At 37.7% G+C, this 16,398-nt stretch carries 13 protein-coding genes; 11 read left to right on the top strand and 2 right to left on the bottom strand.

Annotated features, from left to right (window positions below):
* Positions 1-10 precede the first annotated feature (10 nt).
* Both IGI97_RS09925 and IGI97_RS09920 read left to right on the top strand, forming a co-directional pair.
* Positions 11-595, top strand: coding sequence for a hypothetical protein (locus IGI97_RS09925; protein WP_438738553.1), 585 nt, complete (start codon positions 11-13; stop codon positions 593-595).
* A gap of 22 nt (positions 596-617) precedes the next feature.
* Entirely contained in the window at positions 618-1,673 is a 1,056-nt protein-coding gene (locus IGI97_RS09920; RefSeq protein WP_438738551.1) for an endonuclease/exonuclease/phosphatase family protein, read from the top strand.
* Positions 1,674-1,721: 48 nt separating this feature from the next.
* On the opposite strand, the gene IGI97_RS09915 is transcribed toward IGI97_RS09920, so the two are convergent.
* On the bottom strand, positions 1,722-3,959 hold the full coding sequence (locus tag IGI97_RS09915) for an ATP-binding cassette domain-containing protein (protein ID WP_010821572.1): 2,238 nt from the start codon (positions 3,957-3,959) through the stop codon (positions 1,722-1,724).
* Positions 3,960-4,120: 161 nt separating this feature from the next.
* On the opposite strand from IGI97_RS09915, the gene IGI97_RS09910 reads away from it, so the two are divergent.
* The 6 genes from IGI97_RS09910 (at position 4,121) to IGI97_RS09885 (ending at position 11,716) form a co-directional block, all read left to right on the top strand.
* Positions 4,121-6,478 (top strand): amidase family protein, encoded by a 2,358-nt coding sequence (locus IGI97_RS09910; RefSeq protein ID WP_438738549.1) that lies wholly within the window; start codon positions 4,121-4,123, stop codon positions 6,476-6,478.
* Positions 6,479-6,557: 79 nt separating this feature from the next.
* Entirely contained in the window at positions 6,558-7,502 is a 945-nt protein-coding gene (locus IGI97_RS09905; protein WP_002393453.1) for an aminoglycoside phosphotransferase family protein, read from the top strand.
* Between the two features lie 42 nt (positions 7,503-7,544).
* Positions 7,545-8,198: a DUF4767 domain-containing protein gene (locus tag IGI97_RS09900; RefSeq protein WP_002376227.1), complete on the top strand. Its 654-nt coding sequence runs from the start codon at positions 7,545-7,547 to the stop codon at positions 8,196-8,198.
* Positions 8,199-8,307: 109 nt separating this feature from the next.
* Complete coding sequence (ndk, locus tag IGI97_RS09895) at positions 8,308-8,718, top strand: nucleoside-diphosphate kinase (protein WP_002381321.1); 411 nt, start codon at positions 8,308-8,310, stop codon at positions 8,716-8,718.
* A 159-nt stretch (positions 8,719-8,877) separates the two neighbouring features.
* Entirely contained in the window at positions 8,878-10,488 is a 1,611-nt protein-coding gene (gene aspD / locus IGI97_RS09890) for an aspartate 4-decarboxylase (RefSeq protein ID WP_010821576.1), read from the top strand.
* A gap of 142 nt (positions 10,489-10,630) precedes the next feature.
* A complete protein-coding gene (locus IGI97_RS09885; protein ID WP_438738547.1) occupies positions 10,631-11,716 on the top strand; it encodes a hypothetical protein in 1,086 nt (361 codons plus the stop codon).
* Between the two features lie 115 nt (positions 11,717-11,831).
* On the opposite strand, the gene IGI97_RS09880 is transcribed toward IGI97_RS09885, so the two are convergent.
* The gene (locus IGI97_RS09880) at positions 11,832-12,635 is read right to left on the bottom strand and encodes a Cof-type HAD-IIB family hydrolase (protein WP_002355941.1); all 804 of its coding nucleotides are present in this window, start codon (positions 12,633-12,635) and stop codon (positions 11,832-11,834) included.
* Between the two features lie 205 nt (positions 12,636-12,840).
* Between IGI97_RS09880 and IGI97_RS09875 the strand changes: the two genes are divergently transcribed.
* The 3 genes from IGI97_RS09875 to IGI97_RS09865 all read left to right on the top strand — a co-directional run bounded on the left by IGI97_RS09875 (position 12,841) and on the right by IGI97_RS09865 (position 16,379).
* Positions 12,841-13,416: a DUF1361 domain-containing protein gene (locus IGI97_RS09875; protein WP_164972890.1), complete on the top strand. Its 576-nt coding sequence runs from the start codon at positions 12,841-12,843 to the stop codon at positions 13,414-13,416.
* 151 nt (positions 13,417-13,567) lie between these two features.
* A complete protein-coding gene (locus tag IGI97_RS09870) occupies positions 13,568-14,974 on the top strand; it encodes an NCS2 family permease (protein ID WP_002355943.1) in 1,407 nt (468 codons plus the stop codon).
* 208 nt (positions 14,975-15,182) lie between these two features.
* Positions 15,183-16,379 (top strand): multidrug efflux MFS transporter, encoded by a 1,197-nt coding sequence (locus IGI97_RS09865; protein ID WP_002381323.1) that lies wholly within the window; start codon positions 15,183-15,185, stop codon positions 16,377-16,379.
* The last annotated feature ends 19 nt before the right edge of the window (positions 16,380-16,398 follow it).

The following is a 16,398-nucleotide window of genomic DNA, read 5'->3' as shown; positions in this document are numbered from 1 at the left end:
GGAGAAGTTGATGTCTTTAATCGTTTTAATTGGTGCCCAAGCTGTCGGGAAAATGACCGTTGGCAAGGCTTTAGAAAAGCAGTTAGATGCTAAATTACTATTTAATCATCAAACCATTGACTTATTTGCAAACTATCTTGGGTATACGGAACGTGCATTTCAATTGTCTGATTCCGTTAGAAAGGGACTTTTTCAGGCCTTTGTAGAAAATCCAGCCACAAATACAACAAAAAACATTATTTTTACAGTGGTGATTGCTTTTGATCAAAAACAGGATTTTCAATTTTTAGAAGAAATATCAGAAATTTTTCTTAATAAACATGAGGCCGTTTATTTCGTCGAACTCGTCTCTTCAACATCAATCCGCCTAGAACGAAATGTTCATCCAGAGCGGCTAGAGGCAAAACCTTCAAAACGCGATGTCGATTTTTCTCGAAAAGAATTACTCAATACCTTTAAAGAACATCGATTAGTAAGCCACGAAGGTGAACTAGAAAGTACATTTCCAAATGTAAAAATAACGAAAATAGATAATTCAAACATGACACCAGAAGAAGTAGCAACGAAGATAATTGCTACTTTTGGTTTGACATAATGTGAAAGGAACATCGGAATCAATGAAAAAGTTTTTTAAATATCTCGGTAGCTTGATGGTCCTTCTTTTGAGCATAGCTTTAATTTTGATAGGATATTTAACCTTTCGAGAGTTTCGACCACGAGCGGTTGAACCAGTTGCTATAAATAAACAATTTTCAGAGCAAACCATCGAAAAAAAGCAATCCATTTCTTTAGTCACGTATAACATAGGCTATGCTGGCCTAGGACAAACAGAAGATTTTTTTATGGACGGTGGCAAAACTGTCCAACCAGTTAATAAGGCAATGGTCCAACAGAATTTAACAGGCATTGAAGAAACCTTAAAAGAATTACCAGCGATGATTTACTTATTACAAGAAGTCGATCGTCGCTCGCAACGTTCTTATGAAGTCAATCAAGAGCAAGAATTACAAAAACAGCTGCAGCTGAACAGCGCATTTGCTTATAATTTTAAGGTAGATTATGTGCCCATTCCTTGGCCGCCGATTGGACGAGTAGAAAGTGGTTTATTAACATTATCAAATGAAAAAATAACAGAGGCCAAACGTATTGCTTTACCCAATCCCTTTCGTTGGCCCGTTAGCATTAGTAACTTAAAACGAGCGCTTCTAGAAACGCGCTTTCCAATTAAAGGCACAGACAAAGAATTAGTGGTTTTTAACTTACATTTGGAAGCCTATGACAATGGGGAAGGGAAGATTGCTCAAAGCAAAAAGTTAGCTGACGTATTATCCCAAGAATACGCTAAAGGAAACTATGTAATTGCTGGAGGTGACTTTAATCAAGTTTTCAAAGGCAGTCATCGATATCCTGACCTAGGGGAAGCTGGTTGGGCACCAGGAGAAATTGATCCAGCAGACTTACCTAAACATTTTTCACTTGCTTATGATGATCAACAGCCGACTGTGCGGGTGCTTAATAAGCCATACACTGGCTCTTATGAAACATCCCAAGTGTATGTAATTGATGGTTTTATTGTTTCTGATAATGTGGCTGTTCATAGCGTGAAAACAAAGGATGAACAATTTAAATATACAGATCACCAACCTGTGAAGATGGAAGTTGGGTTGAAATAAAAAAAGTACAAACGGTGCTTGTTGCTTGCACCGTTTGTACTTTTTATTTTACAGATAGCCTTTAGTAATAGAATGAGTGGAATTTAGCATATTTGCTGGGGTTCCTGTAAAAAGAAGCTGTCCGCCATTTTCTCCACCTTCGGGACCTAGTTCAATCAACCAGTCGGCACTTTTAATCACGTCAATGTGATGTTCTAATAAAATTAAGCTGTTTCCTTCTTCTACCATTCGATTGAAAAGTTGAAGACTTTGTTGGATATCAATTAAGTGTAAACCATCTGTAGGTTCATCCATTAAATAGATAGCTTTTTTTTGGTGAAGTGTGTCTGCTAATTTTACCCTTTGCAATTCGCCACCAGATAATGTTGAGAGCGATTGATTGAGTTTAAGGTAGCTTAAGCCAACTTCCAGTAAATTTTTTAATGAAAGAGCAAAAGGCTGGTCTTTGAAAAAATCATAGCCATCTTTAACGCTTAAAGCTAGTACTTCAACGATATTTTTTCCGTTATACAGATAATGAAGCACCTCTTCTTTGTAACGCGTTCCGTGACAGGTTTCGCAAACACTAGTAACATCCTCCATAAAAGACATATCGGAGACAATTATGCCTTTCCCCTTGCAAGTAGGACAGGCGCCTTTGGAATTATAGCTAAATAAAGCTGGACTAACATGATTTTCTTCCGCAAACAGTTTGCGGACCTTATCAAAAATATTAAGATAGGTCATAGGTGTGGATCGTAAATTTGCGGTAATGCTTTTTTGTGAAAGATGAATAATTTCTTGGTTATCAGCCTGGGCTTTTTGATAAATTTCTTCCGCTAATGATGATTTACCTGAACCAGCGACCCCACAAATAACAGTCAAAACTCCTAACGGAACTTCGACAGATAGATTGTTTAAATTATGCAGTGTCGCATGTTCGATTGATAAAGACTTCCTTGCTTTTCTTGGTTGGTCGTTTAAAGGGAGCGGCTCTTGAAGCGCTTGACTAGTCAAGGTTTTGGAGGCTAAAAATGCGTCATACGTTCCTGAAAACTGGACATGGCCACCATTTTCGCCTGCGAAAGGTCCGATATCGATGATAAAATCAGCTTCTCTAATTAATTGTGGATTATGTTCCACGAGAACCACGGTGTTTCCTTTATTTTTTAAATTGAGCAATGCACGACTGATCCGTTCGATGTCCTTTGGATGTAAGCCAGCACTTGGTTCATCTAAAATATACATAATATCATTTAAGGCGCTGTTTACATACTTAGCAATTTTAATCCGCTGTGCTTCACCACCAGAAAGTGTTTCAGTTGCTCGTCCTAATGTGAGGTAGGAGAGACCGATATTAATTAATGCTTCTAGACGTACAAGTAGCTCTTCTTGAATAGTTTTTATTAAGGATAGGTCCATTGAACGAATAAAAGAATGTAATTCAGTGAGTGGCATGTCAACAGCATCAGCAATACTTTTCTGATTAATTTTGCAGCTACGAACACGTTCATTGACTCTACTTCCTAAACAATCAGGACATCTTTTTACGGTAACAAAGTGATTAAGGTATTTTTGATGACGTTTGCCTTCATCTGTATGCAATATGCTACGTTGCATGCGCGGGACGATTCCTTCATACAAAGCTGTATGAGGCCACTCTTTGGGTGGATTAGCTAGTTTTTGTTGTGGAGCATATAAAAATAATGCTAACTCTTCAGGAGAATAGTCCTTGATTTTTTTATCCAAATCAAATAGACCACTATGGGCATAACGCTTCCACCGCCAGTTGCCAACTGTAAATGTGGGGAAATCGATAGGCCCTTCGTTTAATGATTTGTCATAATCAACTAGCTGATGAAGATTGATTTCGGTAATCTTTCCTAAGCCATCGCATGTTGGACATTTTCCATCCGGATGATTAAACGAAAAAGTATCTGAATAACCAACAAATGGAGAACCTGCTCGTGAAAACAACAAACGTAAAAACGTATAAATATCTGTATACGTTCCCACTGTCGAACGAGAATTGCCTGCTACTTTTTTCTGGTCAATGACGATTGCGACAGGAAGATTCTCGATTTTTTCAACTTCTGGACGACCATATTTGGGTAAGTAATTTTGAACAAACGAACTAAATGTATCATTTAGTTCACGACGTGATTCAGCGGCTAATGTGTCAAATACTAAGGAGGACTTTCCTGAACCCGAAAGTCCAGTAACAACAGTTAGTTGCTTTTTAGGGATATTGACAGAGATATTCTTCAAATTATTTTGTGTTGCGTGCTTAATTTCAATCCATTCCATTAAAAAACCTCCGTTTCTATTCTATTTTAGCATATAAAAAGAACCTAGCCTAAAAGTTGAACATGGGAATGTTCAAGAGAACTTTACTTTTTAATCGCTTTCATTTATGCTATAAGTAATACAGATTTTTTATCTGTATTAATAGATAAAGGATGTGACTTATGAAGAAGTCGATTTTGTTCAAAAAGTTAGGGATTATTTTATTAATTAGCCAAACACTGGTAGGGGTACCAATGTTGGCACAAGAAAGTATACTAGAAACAACCGTTCAAACAGAGACGGAATCAGTAACAACAGAAACCAGTCAGACGGTAGCTAACTTGGAATCTGAAACTACTAGCCAAACGGTGATGCAGGAAAAAGAATCCTCTTCGACAATCGCCGAAAGCAGTAGCCGAAATGTGGTTGCAGTAACCACTGAAACCACAAATGAGATACAAAATAGTGATACAGATGGAAAAGCTGTTTCTGCAGAGAATGCTTTTTCAGAAGCAGATTATAAACAAGCAACTGCACTGGAGTTAGCAACTTTAGTAAGAGAAAAAAAGGTGACGAGCGAAGAATTAGTAAAAATTGCGTTGGCCATCACTAAACGTGAAAATCCTACATTAAATGCGGTCATTACTTTACGAGAAGAAGCGGCTTTGACAGAAGCAAAAGCTTTACAAGATACAGGTCAACCATTTCTAGGTGTGCCGCTCTTACTAAAAGGGTTAGGACAATCCTTGAAAGGTGAAAGCAACACGAACGGTTTTGGTTTTCTCCAAGATCAAGTAGCTGGTGGGACATCGACCTTTGTCAAAGCACTACAAAATGCCGGATTCATAATCATTGGTCAAACGAATTATCCAGAATTAGGTTGGAAGAATATTTCAGATTCGAAGTTATATGGTGTTTCCGTCAATCCATGGAATCCTAACCATTATTCAGGTGGTTCTTCAGGCGGAGCGGGTGCTAGTGTCGCCGCGGCATTTGTTCCCATTGCTTCTGGAAGTGATGCTGGTGGCTCTATCCGCATCCCTGCTTCTTGGACAGGCACCGTAGGTTTGAAACCTTCTAGAGGAGTAATCATTGGCAATTCTAATAGTGCAAAAGGTCAAACTGTTCACTTTGGTTTAAGTCGAACCGTGGCGGATACAAATGCATTATTTGAAACCTTATTAACCAAAAAAGATCTTCCTGCGGGACATTTAAGTCAAGCGCAACCCATTGCTTATACAACAGAATCCCCTGCCGGAACGCCTGTAAGTGCCGAAGCAAAAGAGGCGGTCGCTGAAGCTGTTGCTTTTTTAAAAGACCAAGGGTACACATTGGTTGAAGTGAAGCACCCTGTTGATGGGGAACGTCTAATGAAAAATTATTATACTGTAGCTGCTGGCTCAGCAGGAATTGCCGATTTTATGGCGCGGCAGAAATTAAAAAGACCGCTTGAACGAAATGATGTAGAACTGTTAACATGGGCACTTTTTCAAACAGGAAAAAATATAACGAGTGAAGAGACAACTGCGGCTTGGACAGATATTGCTTTACAAGCACAAGCGATGGACGAATTTTATCAACAGTATCCTATCTTATTAACACCAACGACAGCTGCCACGGCACCTAGTATTGATAATCCGTTACTAAAACCAGAACATGCAGCACAGATGGAAAGAATTGATCAATTGTCACCAGCAGAACAAAAACAATTGATTTATGACCAATGGCTGACGGCGTTCACATATACACCGTTTACACAACAAGCAAATTTATTTGGACATCCAGCATTAAGTGTACCAACTTACGTTTCAAAAGAAGGACTGCCTTTGGGGATTCAATTTAATAGTGCATTAAATGAAGACCGAACATTGCTACAATTAGGTGCTTTATTTGAAAATAACCACAAGATAAATCAACCACATGTAGAAGAACCAGAAAAAGACAAAGAACCAGATGCAAGTGGCGAACCAGAAAAAGGCAAAGACCCAGATGCAAGTGGCGAACCAGATAAGGATAAAGAACCAGATGCAAGTGGCGAAGCAGACAAAGACAAAGACCCAAATGCAAGCGGCGAACCAGATAAAGACAAAGAGCCGGATGCAAGTGGCGAAGCAGACAAAGACAAAGAGCCAAATGCAAGTGGCGAACCAGAAAAAGACAAAGAGCCAGATGCAAGTGGCGAACCAGAAAAAGATAAAGACTCAGATGCAAGTGGCAAACCAGATAAAGACAAAGAAACAAAAACAAGTGAAGGACCAATCGAAGGAAAAGATCAAAACCAAAATCCAGACAAAGCTGGAAAAACTACTAGTGAGTCATCCTTAGATAATTCGCTGAATTCATCAGCAAATCAGGGAACCAAATCAACAGAAAGTACGCATGCTTTTTCTAATAAAAGTATGATTGGGAAACAAGAACAGCTTCCCAAAAAAGTATTACCAAAAGCAGGTGCAGAAGTACCTAGTACTTTCTGGATTGTTTTAGGAGGAGCTTTCTTAGTAACGAGTGGAACGATTTATATAAGGAAAACTAGAAAATGATAACCAGTGAAGGCTAGAGACAATTTATCCCCAATTGTCTCCAGCCTTTTTTCTTTGGTATACTAAAACCAATAGGGAAATGGAGGCGAAAGTAATGAGGGCGTTTGAGAAGATTCCAGCGTTTCAGCAATGGCAAAAAGTTGAAGCTATTCATCGTGGTTGGTCAACGGATTTAAAGTTTAAAGTTACTAAAAATCAAGAAACCTTTTTATTGCGAATTTTTCAACAAGAAGAGTTATTAGCCAAACAACAAGAATATCAATTTATCAAAAAAGTAGCGGCGTTAGGATTTCCCAGTTCTAAACCTTTTTTATGTGCACCTATTCCTGAAAGTGAACAAGGATACATGTTATTAACGTATCTAGAAGGTGAAGACTTAAGCGATGTTTTACCCGCTCTTTCTCCCAAAAGACAACTGAACTTAGGCGTAGAGGCAGGCCGCTATTTAAACAAGATCCATAAGCTTTTGTTGCCTGAAAGGATTAGTCAAAGAGAGATTGCGCGAAATTTATACGAAAAAAAGCAGAGTCAACTAAATAAGTATAAGGAATCTCAATTTTGTATGCCGTACCAGCAGCCAATAATTTCATATTTAGAAAAACAATTACCGTTATTGCAACAACGGCCTGTGGTTTATCAGCATGGAGATTTCCATGTGGGAAATTTTATTTACTTGCCAACTAGGCAGGTCGGTGTGATTGATTTTAATCGATGGGATTTTGGGGATCCTTATGAAGAATTTTACAAGTTACAATTTTTTTCAAGAAATGTTTCGCCATTGTTTGCTTATGGTCAATTACAAGGTTATTTTGCTGGGAAAGTTCCTACCTTATTTTGGCAGTTTCAAAAGCTTTATACTTTTCACGCAGGACTCTATTCTTTAGTTTGGGCACTGAGCTTTGGTGAAAAAGAAATCAGGACTATGGAACAGCAATACCAACAATTACTAGAGGACTATAATTGTGGAGAATTACTAGTTCCCAAATGGTTTTCAACTATCCAAAGAAAGGGATTGAGATTTTAGGTTTATTTCGATAGAATAAAAATAAAAACAGGAGTTTAAGAAATGAAACTAAACGGGATTATTATGATAGCGGTTGTTGGAAGCGTTTTATCTAGCTGTGGTTGGCAAAAATCGAAAGAGGAATCACAGAAAGTACAAACCGTACAAACAAACAATGTAAATACTGAAGAAACAAGAGCAATTTCAGCAACCGAAGTTAGTCAAACCACGGCGTTGGAATTAGAGCAAACAACGCAAACACAAGAATTAACTGAATTAGTTACAGAAGAAGGGACGATTTGGAATCAGCAAAAAGCAAAACAGTTAGGACAATACATGGAAACCTGGGGTCAAGAACGCAATCAGAACTATCAAGCGTACCAACCAGGTCACTCTGTAGCTTTTTACACGATTCAAGTGCCTGATGATTTATTGAGTTATGAACCTAAAATACAACCAGCTATTGGGAACAATCCCATTTGGTTAAATTGGTCAGAAACAGGCAGCGAAGGGGGTTATTGTCTGGTGGCAGTATACTCTGACAGTGCGACACAAGTTGCCCAGAAGCATGTCTATTTATTTACTTTAGTGAATGGTGAAGCCAAAGTCTATGTGAGTAAAGAACAGCCAGTAGAGGAGCAACCTTATTTGTTTTTAAAAGAAACAAGCAATACAGAACTGAAAGAACAATTCACAAATCTTGTGAATAATCTTTAATTTTTTATTTAATCAAAAGGAAAAGAAAATTTATCATTGACAAAGTATCCGCTTTCATTTTATTCTGTAGCTACCCCTTGGGAAAGGGCAAAAGGAAGTTTTGAAAGGGATGGAAAAAATGAAGGAAACAAGTTTAGTAATTATTAAGCCAGATGGCGTTGAACGAAAGTTAGTTGGCAAAATCATTCAACGTTTTGAAGATAAAGGTATTGACTTATTGCACCTTAAATTCGAACGACTAACAGTAGAAACAGTGAAGGAACATTATGAGCATTTAAAAGATGAACTATTTTTCCCTGAATTATTAGCCTATATGACAAGTGGCCCAGTGGTTGTGATGGTCGTTGTAGGGGACAATGTGGTTAAAAAAGTGCGTAAATTAGTTGGAGCAACGAATCCGTTAGATGCTGAAAGTGGCACCTTACGAGCGGATTATGGGTTGTCTGTCACCAAAAATTTAATCCATGCTTCTGATTCTGTCCAATCAGCAAAAATTGAGATGCAACGGTTCTTTGGTTAATCAGCGAAAAAGAAGCAATCCTTTATTTTTTATAAAGGATTGTTTCTTTTTTATTAATTGTCAGAATATTCCGCTTAAATGGTTGACATCTGGAGGTAGAAGAGTAGTATAGACTACATACTAAATACTAAATGACCGTGTGTGCTTCAGGAGGATAAAATGATAACAAGTGATGAATTGACAGAAAACCTTAGTCCGTTTGAATTAAGTCTATTTTTAGAGAAGAGATTACATGAAGAAAATCATAATTTAGAAACATTGTTAAATGCAGGGCGAGGCAATCCTAATTGGACGGCGCCAACACCAAGGGAAGCCTTTTTTTTATTAGGTCAATTTGCTACAAAAGAAACGTTAAGAGAGGGGAGCGAACAAACGGCTGGTATGATTCAGCCAAGTTTTGGTAGAACGCAACGCTTCTTAAACTTTTTAGCAGAAAATCCAAGCAAAGGGGCAACCTTCTTACAAGAAATTTGGACAGCAGAGCATAACTATTTTGGGATGGATAAGGAAATGTGGTTAGATGCCATGTTAGACTATGTGATTGGGGATAATTATCCGAATCCTGTTCGTTGCTTGAAGGCGTGTGAACAACCGATTAAAGCATATTTAAATCAAGAATTATTTTCCAGCGAAGCACAACCGTTTGATATTTTTGCCGTTGAAGGTGGTACAGCAGGGATTTGTTACTTGTTTGATACGTTGGCAAATAATTATTTACTAGAAAAAGGTGATCGTATTGCGTTGTTATTACCAACGTTTGCTCCTTATCTAGAAATTCCAGAACTACCACGTTATGATTTTGACGTGGTTAAAATCAAAGCAGAGCAAATGATTATTGATGGAAAAACGACGTATCAATACTCAAACAAGGAAATTGATAAACTAAAAGACCCGTCCATCAAAGCGGTTTTTGTCGTAAATCCCAGCAATCCAACTGCTAATGCTATGGGAAAACCTACCATTGAACAAATCAAACAAATCGTTGCAGTGGATAACCCTAAGTTAATGATTTTAACAGATGACGTTTACGGAACCTTTGTGCCAGCTTTCCGTTCACTATTTACGGAGTTACCTTACAATACAGCCTGTATCTATTCTTATTCTAAATACTTTGGCGCTACCGGTTGGCGTGTGGGGACTATTGCGGTCAGTCAAGAGAACATCTTTGACCAATTATTAAAAGAATTGCCAGTGGCTCGAAAAATGGAATTACAGGCACGTTATGCTACATTGAATGCAGACACAAGCCAAATTAACTTTATCAGCCGCTTAGTCGCAGACAGCCGCGATATTGCGTTGAACCATGCAGCGGGACTTTCTTCTATTCAGCAAGCGATGATGGCTTTATTTAGTTTGTATGCTTTGTTAAAAGACGGTCAAGCATATAAAGACGAAGTGATGGATATTTGTCATACGCGTGAAAAGCTCTTGTTCCGCACCTTAGGCATTGAAGAGCCTTTAGCAAGTCTAAATACAGCATATTATTGTGAAATTAACTTTAGAGATTGGACAGAAAAACGTTATGGTCCAGAATTTTCAAGTTATTTAACGAAATCGTGGACGATCACAAAAGTATTAACCTCTTTAGCAGAAAAAGAAAAATTAATGCTTTTAAAAGCGGATGCTTTCGGGAGTGACAAATGGTCAGTTCGAATTTCTTTAGCCAATTTAGCTACTAACCAATATAGTGAAGTTGGTAAACGAATGATTCGCCTATCTGAACACATTAAAGAAGAGTGGTTGCGCCAAAAGCGCCAAGCAATTAAATAAAAAAACGCTAAGTCTCTTAAGCTACAGGAGACTTAGCGTTTTTGTTTATTATTTATTCATTTTTCCGTCAGTTTTGGTTTATAAATGTTTGCTACACTGGAGATAAGAGGAAATTAAGCGTTTATAAAAAGGAGAGAAGTGAATGAAACATATTAAAGGAATGTTGGTTTTTATCGGATTATTTATTTTGGTCGGTTGTACGCCAGATCAAGAGCCAACGAAACAAACAACAAGTGGTCCGCAAGAGACAAAGCAAGTGAAGCAAGTTGCCGTCACCAATCAAACGACTTCTGCGGTGGAAAAACAAGCGCCGGCTAAAAATGACGAACTGATTGCTAATCAATTGACTTTTGATTCTCATGAATACACGTACGAAGTGGTTACAGGGGCCACACAAACGACATTTGGGACAACCCCACCAGCAAAATATACACCAGAAGAAAAAAAGGAAAAAATGTTTTGGTCCAATCAACCGCCTTTGGGATTAATGACGGGTAACTATTATAAAAATGAAGGTGTATTTACTGGCGGAAATTACGGCATTGTAGAGATTATTACAGAACCTGAAACGCAACGGATTCTGAATGTTGAGTTTACAGAGTTTGCTAGTGACCCTTATTATGATACACGCTATTCGGGTGTCAACAAACGCCTGTCGGATTATCCTGAATTTCAAGCAAGCAACACGCGTACAGACGATACGTTAGTCACCGTTGTTAATGGTATTACTTATGTAGAAAAACAAATGCGTGACGAAAATCGTGTCACAGATAATTTTTATACGGTACGCGGTTCATCAACTTCTGCGCGTGAAGGATTAATGCCTTTAGCAGCAGAGCTGGACACTTGGCTAAAAGAGCCAGCGAAAGAAACGTATATCGGTTACGCAGAAGATTTAGGCAATGGCCTAATCGGTCGACTTCAAGTGATAACAGAAGAGCAGAAAATAAAACATGTCAGCTATGATGAATACTTTTCAGATGAACAGGAAAAAATCACAGAAACAGCTCTGCGGCCTTTTTATCGTCAATCGAAATATTATTCACCAGGATACAATAAACAAACCAACAATTCTTTTATTCATTTTGTAGATGCACTAACAAAGGCCATTACGACACAACAAACTTTATCCGTTAACGAAGAACAAGAGCTACAGCATCCGTCTTTTACTACTTATCAAAGATTGGCTGAAAAAATCAGCACGTTTCAAAATTCATTGAAGGAATAAGAAAAACGAAAGTAGGGCATAAGTCGTTTCGACTTATGCCCTACTTTTGTAATCTTAAGATTATCAGCTAAACCAAAGTGAGTTCTTTTTAAAGAAATACTTTTATTTTAGCCTTTTATAGATCTAAATAATTTTCTAAGTAATCTGCTAAACCATCTTGATCATTTGTTTTTTCAGTGACATCGTTGGCTACGGATTTAATTTTATCCGTGGCATTGTTCATAGCAACACCCCAACCAGCATAACTTAACATTTCTTCGTCATTATGTTCATCGCCAAAAGCAATGATATCAGCTGGTTTGACAGATAAAAAGTTCGCCACTTGATCAACGCCATGGGCTTTTTGAATTCCTTTTGCGACCATTTCTAAAATAGGCATTGGACCGCCCCAAGTGCGGACATCAATATAATCACCATATTGTTTTGTCAATGTATCAGCAACTTTTTCAGCTTGGTTTGGCGTGGTCCGAACCATCATTGAGGTAGGATTTGTTCGTAAATTTTTAGCAGTAAGTAAATTATCTAAGGTTGCTTTGGAAGCAAAAAATTTCGGATCGAACCCATCTAACGTATCGATATAAAATGTTTCTTTGTTTTCAGCAGCAACAAAATCTAATTGTAATTCTTTTTTCTGTGCCAAAATGTCAAAGACTAGGTCACGCTCAATATTGGCTTCGCTTTCCAAGTCCCATTTTTTCTCTGGAATGTGGACTAAAGCACCGTTAAAGTTAACCATAGGGGTCGTTAGGCCAAGTTGTTGGTAAAATTGATGACTCATTCTATAGGGACGTCCAGTGGCAATACTGACGTAATGACCGTTGTCAATCGCTTTTTTTAGTGTTTGTTCGGTTTTTGGACTGATTAAAGACTGTGCATTTAATGTTGTGCCGTCTAAATCAATAGCAATTAATTTTTTCAAGTAAAAATTCCTCCTAAATGCCTTTTACTCAGTCTAGCATAAAACCGAAGATTATCAAGGGGAGAAGCATGTTCATTTATAAGGTTTAAAAAAAAGCTTAAGAAGTATGCTACACTAAAATAAACCGTTTGAAAAAGGAGCGCAGAGCATCTTGAAAAATTCTAGAAATTATTTACGAGTGATCACCTTAATCTATTGTATCTATATGTGGTTATTTGCTACGCATTTTCATTTTATGGCGTTGAACGTGTTGTTAGCCTATATTCCAATTGAACTTAGTTATCTTTTAAACGCAGAAAAACGTAAAAGGGATTGGTTGATAGGTTTTGCTTGGTTAATTTTTTATCCTAATGCGCCGTACCTATTTACGGATTTTTTTCATTTAGAAACGCTATCTATTTATCGAGGCTTTAATACGATTTTTGCAAACCAAATTGGTGATTGGTGGGCGTTTGTTTGCTTAACTAGCGGGATTGTTATATATGGACTTTTAGGGATGAAAACAGTAACAACTGTTAGCCAGAAATTGCAAAGTTATTGCGGCTATAGAACAATTATAGGCTTTCAAGCCAGCCTTCATTTCTTGTCTGCTTTGGCGATTTATGTTGGACGTTTTGATCGATTACACAGTGTCTATCTTTTTATGAGTCCAATTGAAACAGTGAAAATTATCTTTTTTGACTGGTCCCTTCAAAAATTAATGTTTATTTTATTAATGATGTTTCTACAGATGCTGTTGTTTGGGCTAATCCAATTATTAGGAAAAGAAGAAGCAATGTAAAGCTTTTTCTTTTTTTATATCTACAAAACACGAACGTTATATAGAAATATGTATATAATAGTTAATATTTTGTTGTAAAAAGATAGCGATTCTCTTATAATCAAAGAGTAATTATTCGAAAACATGGATTTTAAGGGAGAGAAGTGCAATTATGAATACGTTTTTCAAATTAAAGGAAAACAAGACAACGGTATCAACTGAAATAATGGCGGGGGTTACGACCTTTTTTGCAATGAGTTATATTTTATTTGTTAATCCGTCCATTCTTTCAGAAACAGGGATGCCTTTTCAGGCTGTTTTTTTAGCGACCATTATTGCTTCAATCATTGGTACATTAATTATGGGGCTGTTTGCTAATGTACCTTACGCTCAAGCACCGGGGATGGGACTCAATGCTTTCTTCACGTTTACGGTCGTTTTTGGGATGGGGTATACATGGCAACAAGCATTAGCAATGGTTTTTATTTGTGGTTTGATTAATATTTTGATTACAGTGACAAAAATTCGCAAAATGATTATTAAAGCAATTCCAGAGAGTTTGCAACATGCTATTGGTGGTGGGATTGGAATTTTTGTCGCTTATGTAGGGTTGAAAAATGCTGGCTTACTAAGTTTCACAGTACAAGCAGAACCTCAAAATGGTGTTGTGAATGGTTCGAGTATCGTGCCCGCTTTAGGAAATTTTGATAATCCAGCTATTATTTTGGCGGTAATTGGGCTAGTTTTAACAACGATTTTAGTTGTCACGAATGTTCGTGGGGCTATTTTAATTGGCATTGTGGTTACTACGTTAGTCGCAATTCCAATGGGGGTGGTAGACACTGCTTCGGTTGATTGGCATGCTAATTCGTTGGGCAATTCATTTAAAGAATTAGGTACAACTTTTGGCGCTGCTTTTGGTGCTGAGGGCTTACAGTCATTGTTTAGCGATTCTTCAAAAATTCCTCAAGTTTTAATGACCATTATTGCCTTCAGTTTATCAGATACGTTTGATACAATTGGAACATTTATCGGTACGGGACGTCGAACAGGGATTTTCTCTAAAGAAGATGAATTAGCTTTAGAAGATAGTAAGGGCTTCAGCACTAAAATGGACAAAGCTCTATTTGCAGATGCTATTGCAACATCTATCGGTGCGATTTTTGGTACATCGAATACGACAACTTATGTAGAAAGTGCAGCAGGAATCGGTGCGGGTGGTCGAACAGGTTTGACATCGGTAGTGGTAGCAATTCTATTTGCCCTAAGTAGTCTTTTTTCACCACTTATTGCTATTGTGCCAGCACAAGCTACGGCTCCAGCGTTAATTTTAGTGGGAATTATGATGTTAGCTTCTTTCAAAGACATCAATTGGACGGATTTAGAAGATGCGATTCCAGCATTTTTTGCTTCAATTTTCATGGGATTATGTTATAGCATCTCTTATGGGATTGCTGCTGGGTTCATCTTTTATGCAGTGGTGAAAGTAGTCAAAGGAAAAGCAAAAGAAGTTTCACCAATTATTTGGGTCATTGATGCGTTGTTTATCTTAAACTTTGTAATCTTAGCTATTTTATAGTAAACAGAAGTGAGGCTGAGATAACAGCGGTTAGCTTCGAAGGTGTTGCATTTGTTCAGCTATTTATCTTAAGCCCAAGTGTTAAGAAGTCTGGCAGATTGGTCGTTTTGGCCGGTCTGCCAGACTTTTTTTAAAAGAATTTTCTTTTGAGAGATTCACTCTTTTAGAGTATAGTGGTAGGTGAAGAGGTGATAAGGTGGATAAAAGTATGAAAATAAAATGGAAGCAGAATTTGTTAGTCGCATGGATTGGTTGCTTTTTTACAGGGGCGAGTATTAGCTTAGTTATGCCGTTTATTCCAGTATATGTTGAACAATTAGGGACGCCTAAGAGTCAAGTAGAGTTGTTTTCTGGATTGGCAATTTCTGTCACGGCGTTTGCTGCTGCGATTGTTGCACCGATTTGGGGAAATTTAGCTGATCGAAAAGGTCGGAAAATTATGATGATTCGGGCTGCAGCAGGAATGACGATCACGATGGGGGCGTTAGCATTTGTCCCTAATGTATACTGGCTGTTGATTATGCGTTTTATGAACGGGATTTTATCCGGCTATATTCCTAACGCAACAGCGATGATTGCGTCGCAGGCGCCAAAAGAGAAAAATGGCTGGGCTCTAGGAACATTATCAACAGGTGCAATTGCTGGGACGTTAATTGCGCCATCGATTGGCGGTGCGTTGGCACAGTGGTTTGGAATGGAAAATGTCTTTATTATTACCGGCGTTATTTTATTCATTACAACGTTGTTGACTATCTTTTTAGTTAAAGAAGATTTTCAACCAGTTGAGAAAAAGGATTTATTAACGACGAAAGAAATTTTTAGTAAGATGGATCATGTTTCAGTATTGATTGGTTTGTTTGTGACTACGTTAATTTTACAATTAGGAATTACAAGTATCAGCCCAATCTTAACGCTATATATTCGATCTTTAAGTGGCGATACAGAGAATGTATTATTTGTTAGTGGTTTGATTGTTTCGATTGCCGGCGTTTCAGCAATTATTTCTTCTCCAACTTTGGGAAAAATTGGGGACCGCATTGGGAACCAAAAAGTTTTATTAGGCGGATTAATTCTTTCTTTTATTTGTTACATTCCCATGGCGTTTGTGCAAACACCTTTTCAGTTAGGCGTTTTGCGATTCCTTTTAGGTTTTTCAACAGGCGCTTTAATGCCATCAATTAATACGTTAATTAGTAAAATAACGCCAACGGAGGGCGTAAGTAGAGTTTATAGTTACAATCAGATGTGTAGTAATTTCGGTCAAGTTTTAGGGCCGATGGTAGGGTCAACAGTTGCCCATGGTTTTGGCTATTCTTCTGTTTTTCTGGTAACCGCTTGTTTCGTTTTAGGAAACATTGGGTTGTCCTTCTTTAATTTCCGAAAAGTTTTAAATAAAAAGCTCTAAACAGTTGAAAAGATAAAAA

This window comes from Enterococcus sp. DIV2419 (assembly GCF_051711865.1).
GTDB classification, from domain to species: Bacteria; Bacillota; Bacilli; order Lactobacillales; family Enterococcaceae; genus Enterococcus; species Enterococcus faecalis.
This window is presented reverse-complemented; position numbering and strand designations above follow the sequence as displayed.

Excerpts from the sequence above, each read along its gene's own strand:
- IGI97_RS09885 (WP_438738547.1), top strand. The coding sequence starts at position 10,631 with ATGAAACATATTAAAGGAATGTTGGTTTTTATCGGATTATTTATTTTG.
- IGI97_RS09905 (WP_002393453.1), top strand. The coding sequence starts at position 6,558 with ATGGAGGCGAAAGTAATGAGGGCGTTTGAGAAGATTCCAGCGTTTCAG.
- IGI97_RS09915 (WP_010821572.1), bottom strand. The coding sequence starts at position 3,959 with ATGGAATGGATTGAAATTAAGCACGCAACACAAAATAATTTGAAGAAT.
- IGI97_RS09920 (WP_438738551.1), top strand. The coding sequence starts at position 618 with ATGAAAAAGTTTTTTAAATATCTCGGTAGCTTGATGGTCCTTCTTTTG.
- IGI97_RS09900 (WP_002376227.1), top strand. The coding sequence starts at position 7,545 with ATGAAACTAAACGGGATTATTATGATAGCGGTTGTTGGAAGCGTTTTA.
- IGI97_RS09875 (WP_164972890.1), top strand. The coding sequence starts at position 12,841 with ATGTGGTTATTTGCTACGCATTTTCATTTTATGGCGTTGAACGTGTTG.
- IGI97_RS09870 (WP_002355943.1), top strand. The coding sequence starts at position 13,568 with ATGAATACGTTTTTCAAATTAAAGGAAAACAAGACAACGGTATCAACT.
- ndk (WP_002381321.1), top strand. The coding sequence starts at position 8,308 with ATGGAAAAAATGAAGGAAACAAGTTTAGTAATTATTAAGCCAGATGGC.
- aspD (WP_010821576.1), top strand. The coding sequence starts at position 8,878 with ATGATAACAAGTGATGAATTGACAGAAAACCTTAGTCCGTTTGAATTA.
- IGI97_RS09925 (WP_438738553.1), top strand. The coding sequence starts at position 11 with ATGTCTTTAATCGTTTTAATTGGTGCCCAAGCTGTCGGGAAAATGACC.
- IGI97_RS09865 (WP_002381323.1), top strand. The coding sequence starts at position 15,183 with ATGAAAATAAAATGGAAGCAGAATTTGTTAGTCGCATGGATTGGTTGC.
- IGI97_RS09910 (WP_438738549.1), top strand. The coding sequence starts at position 4,121 with ATGAAGAAGTCGATTTTGTTCAAAAAGTTAGGGATTATTTTATTAATT.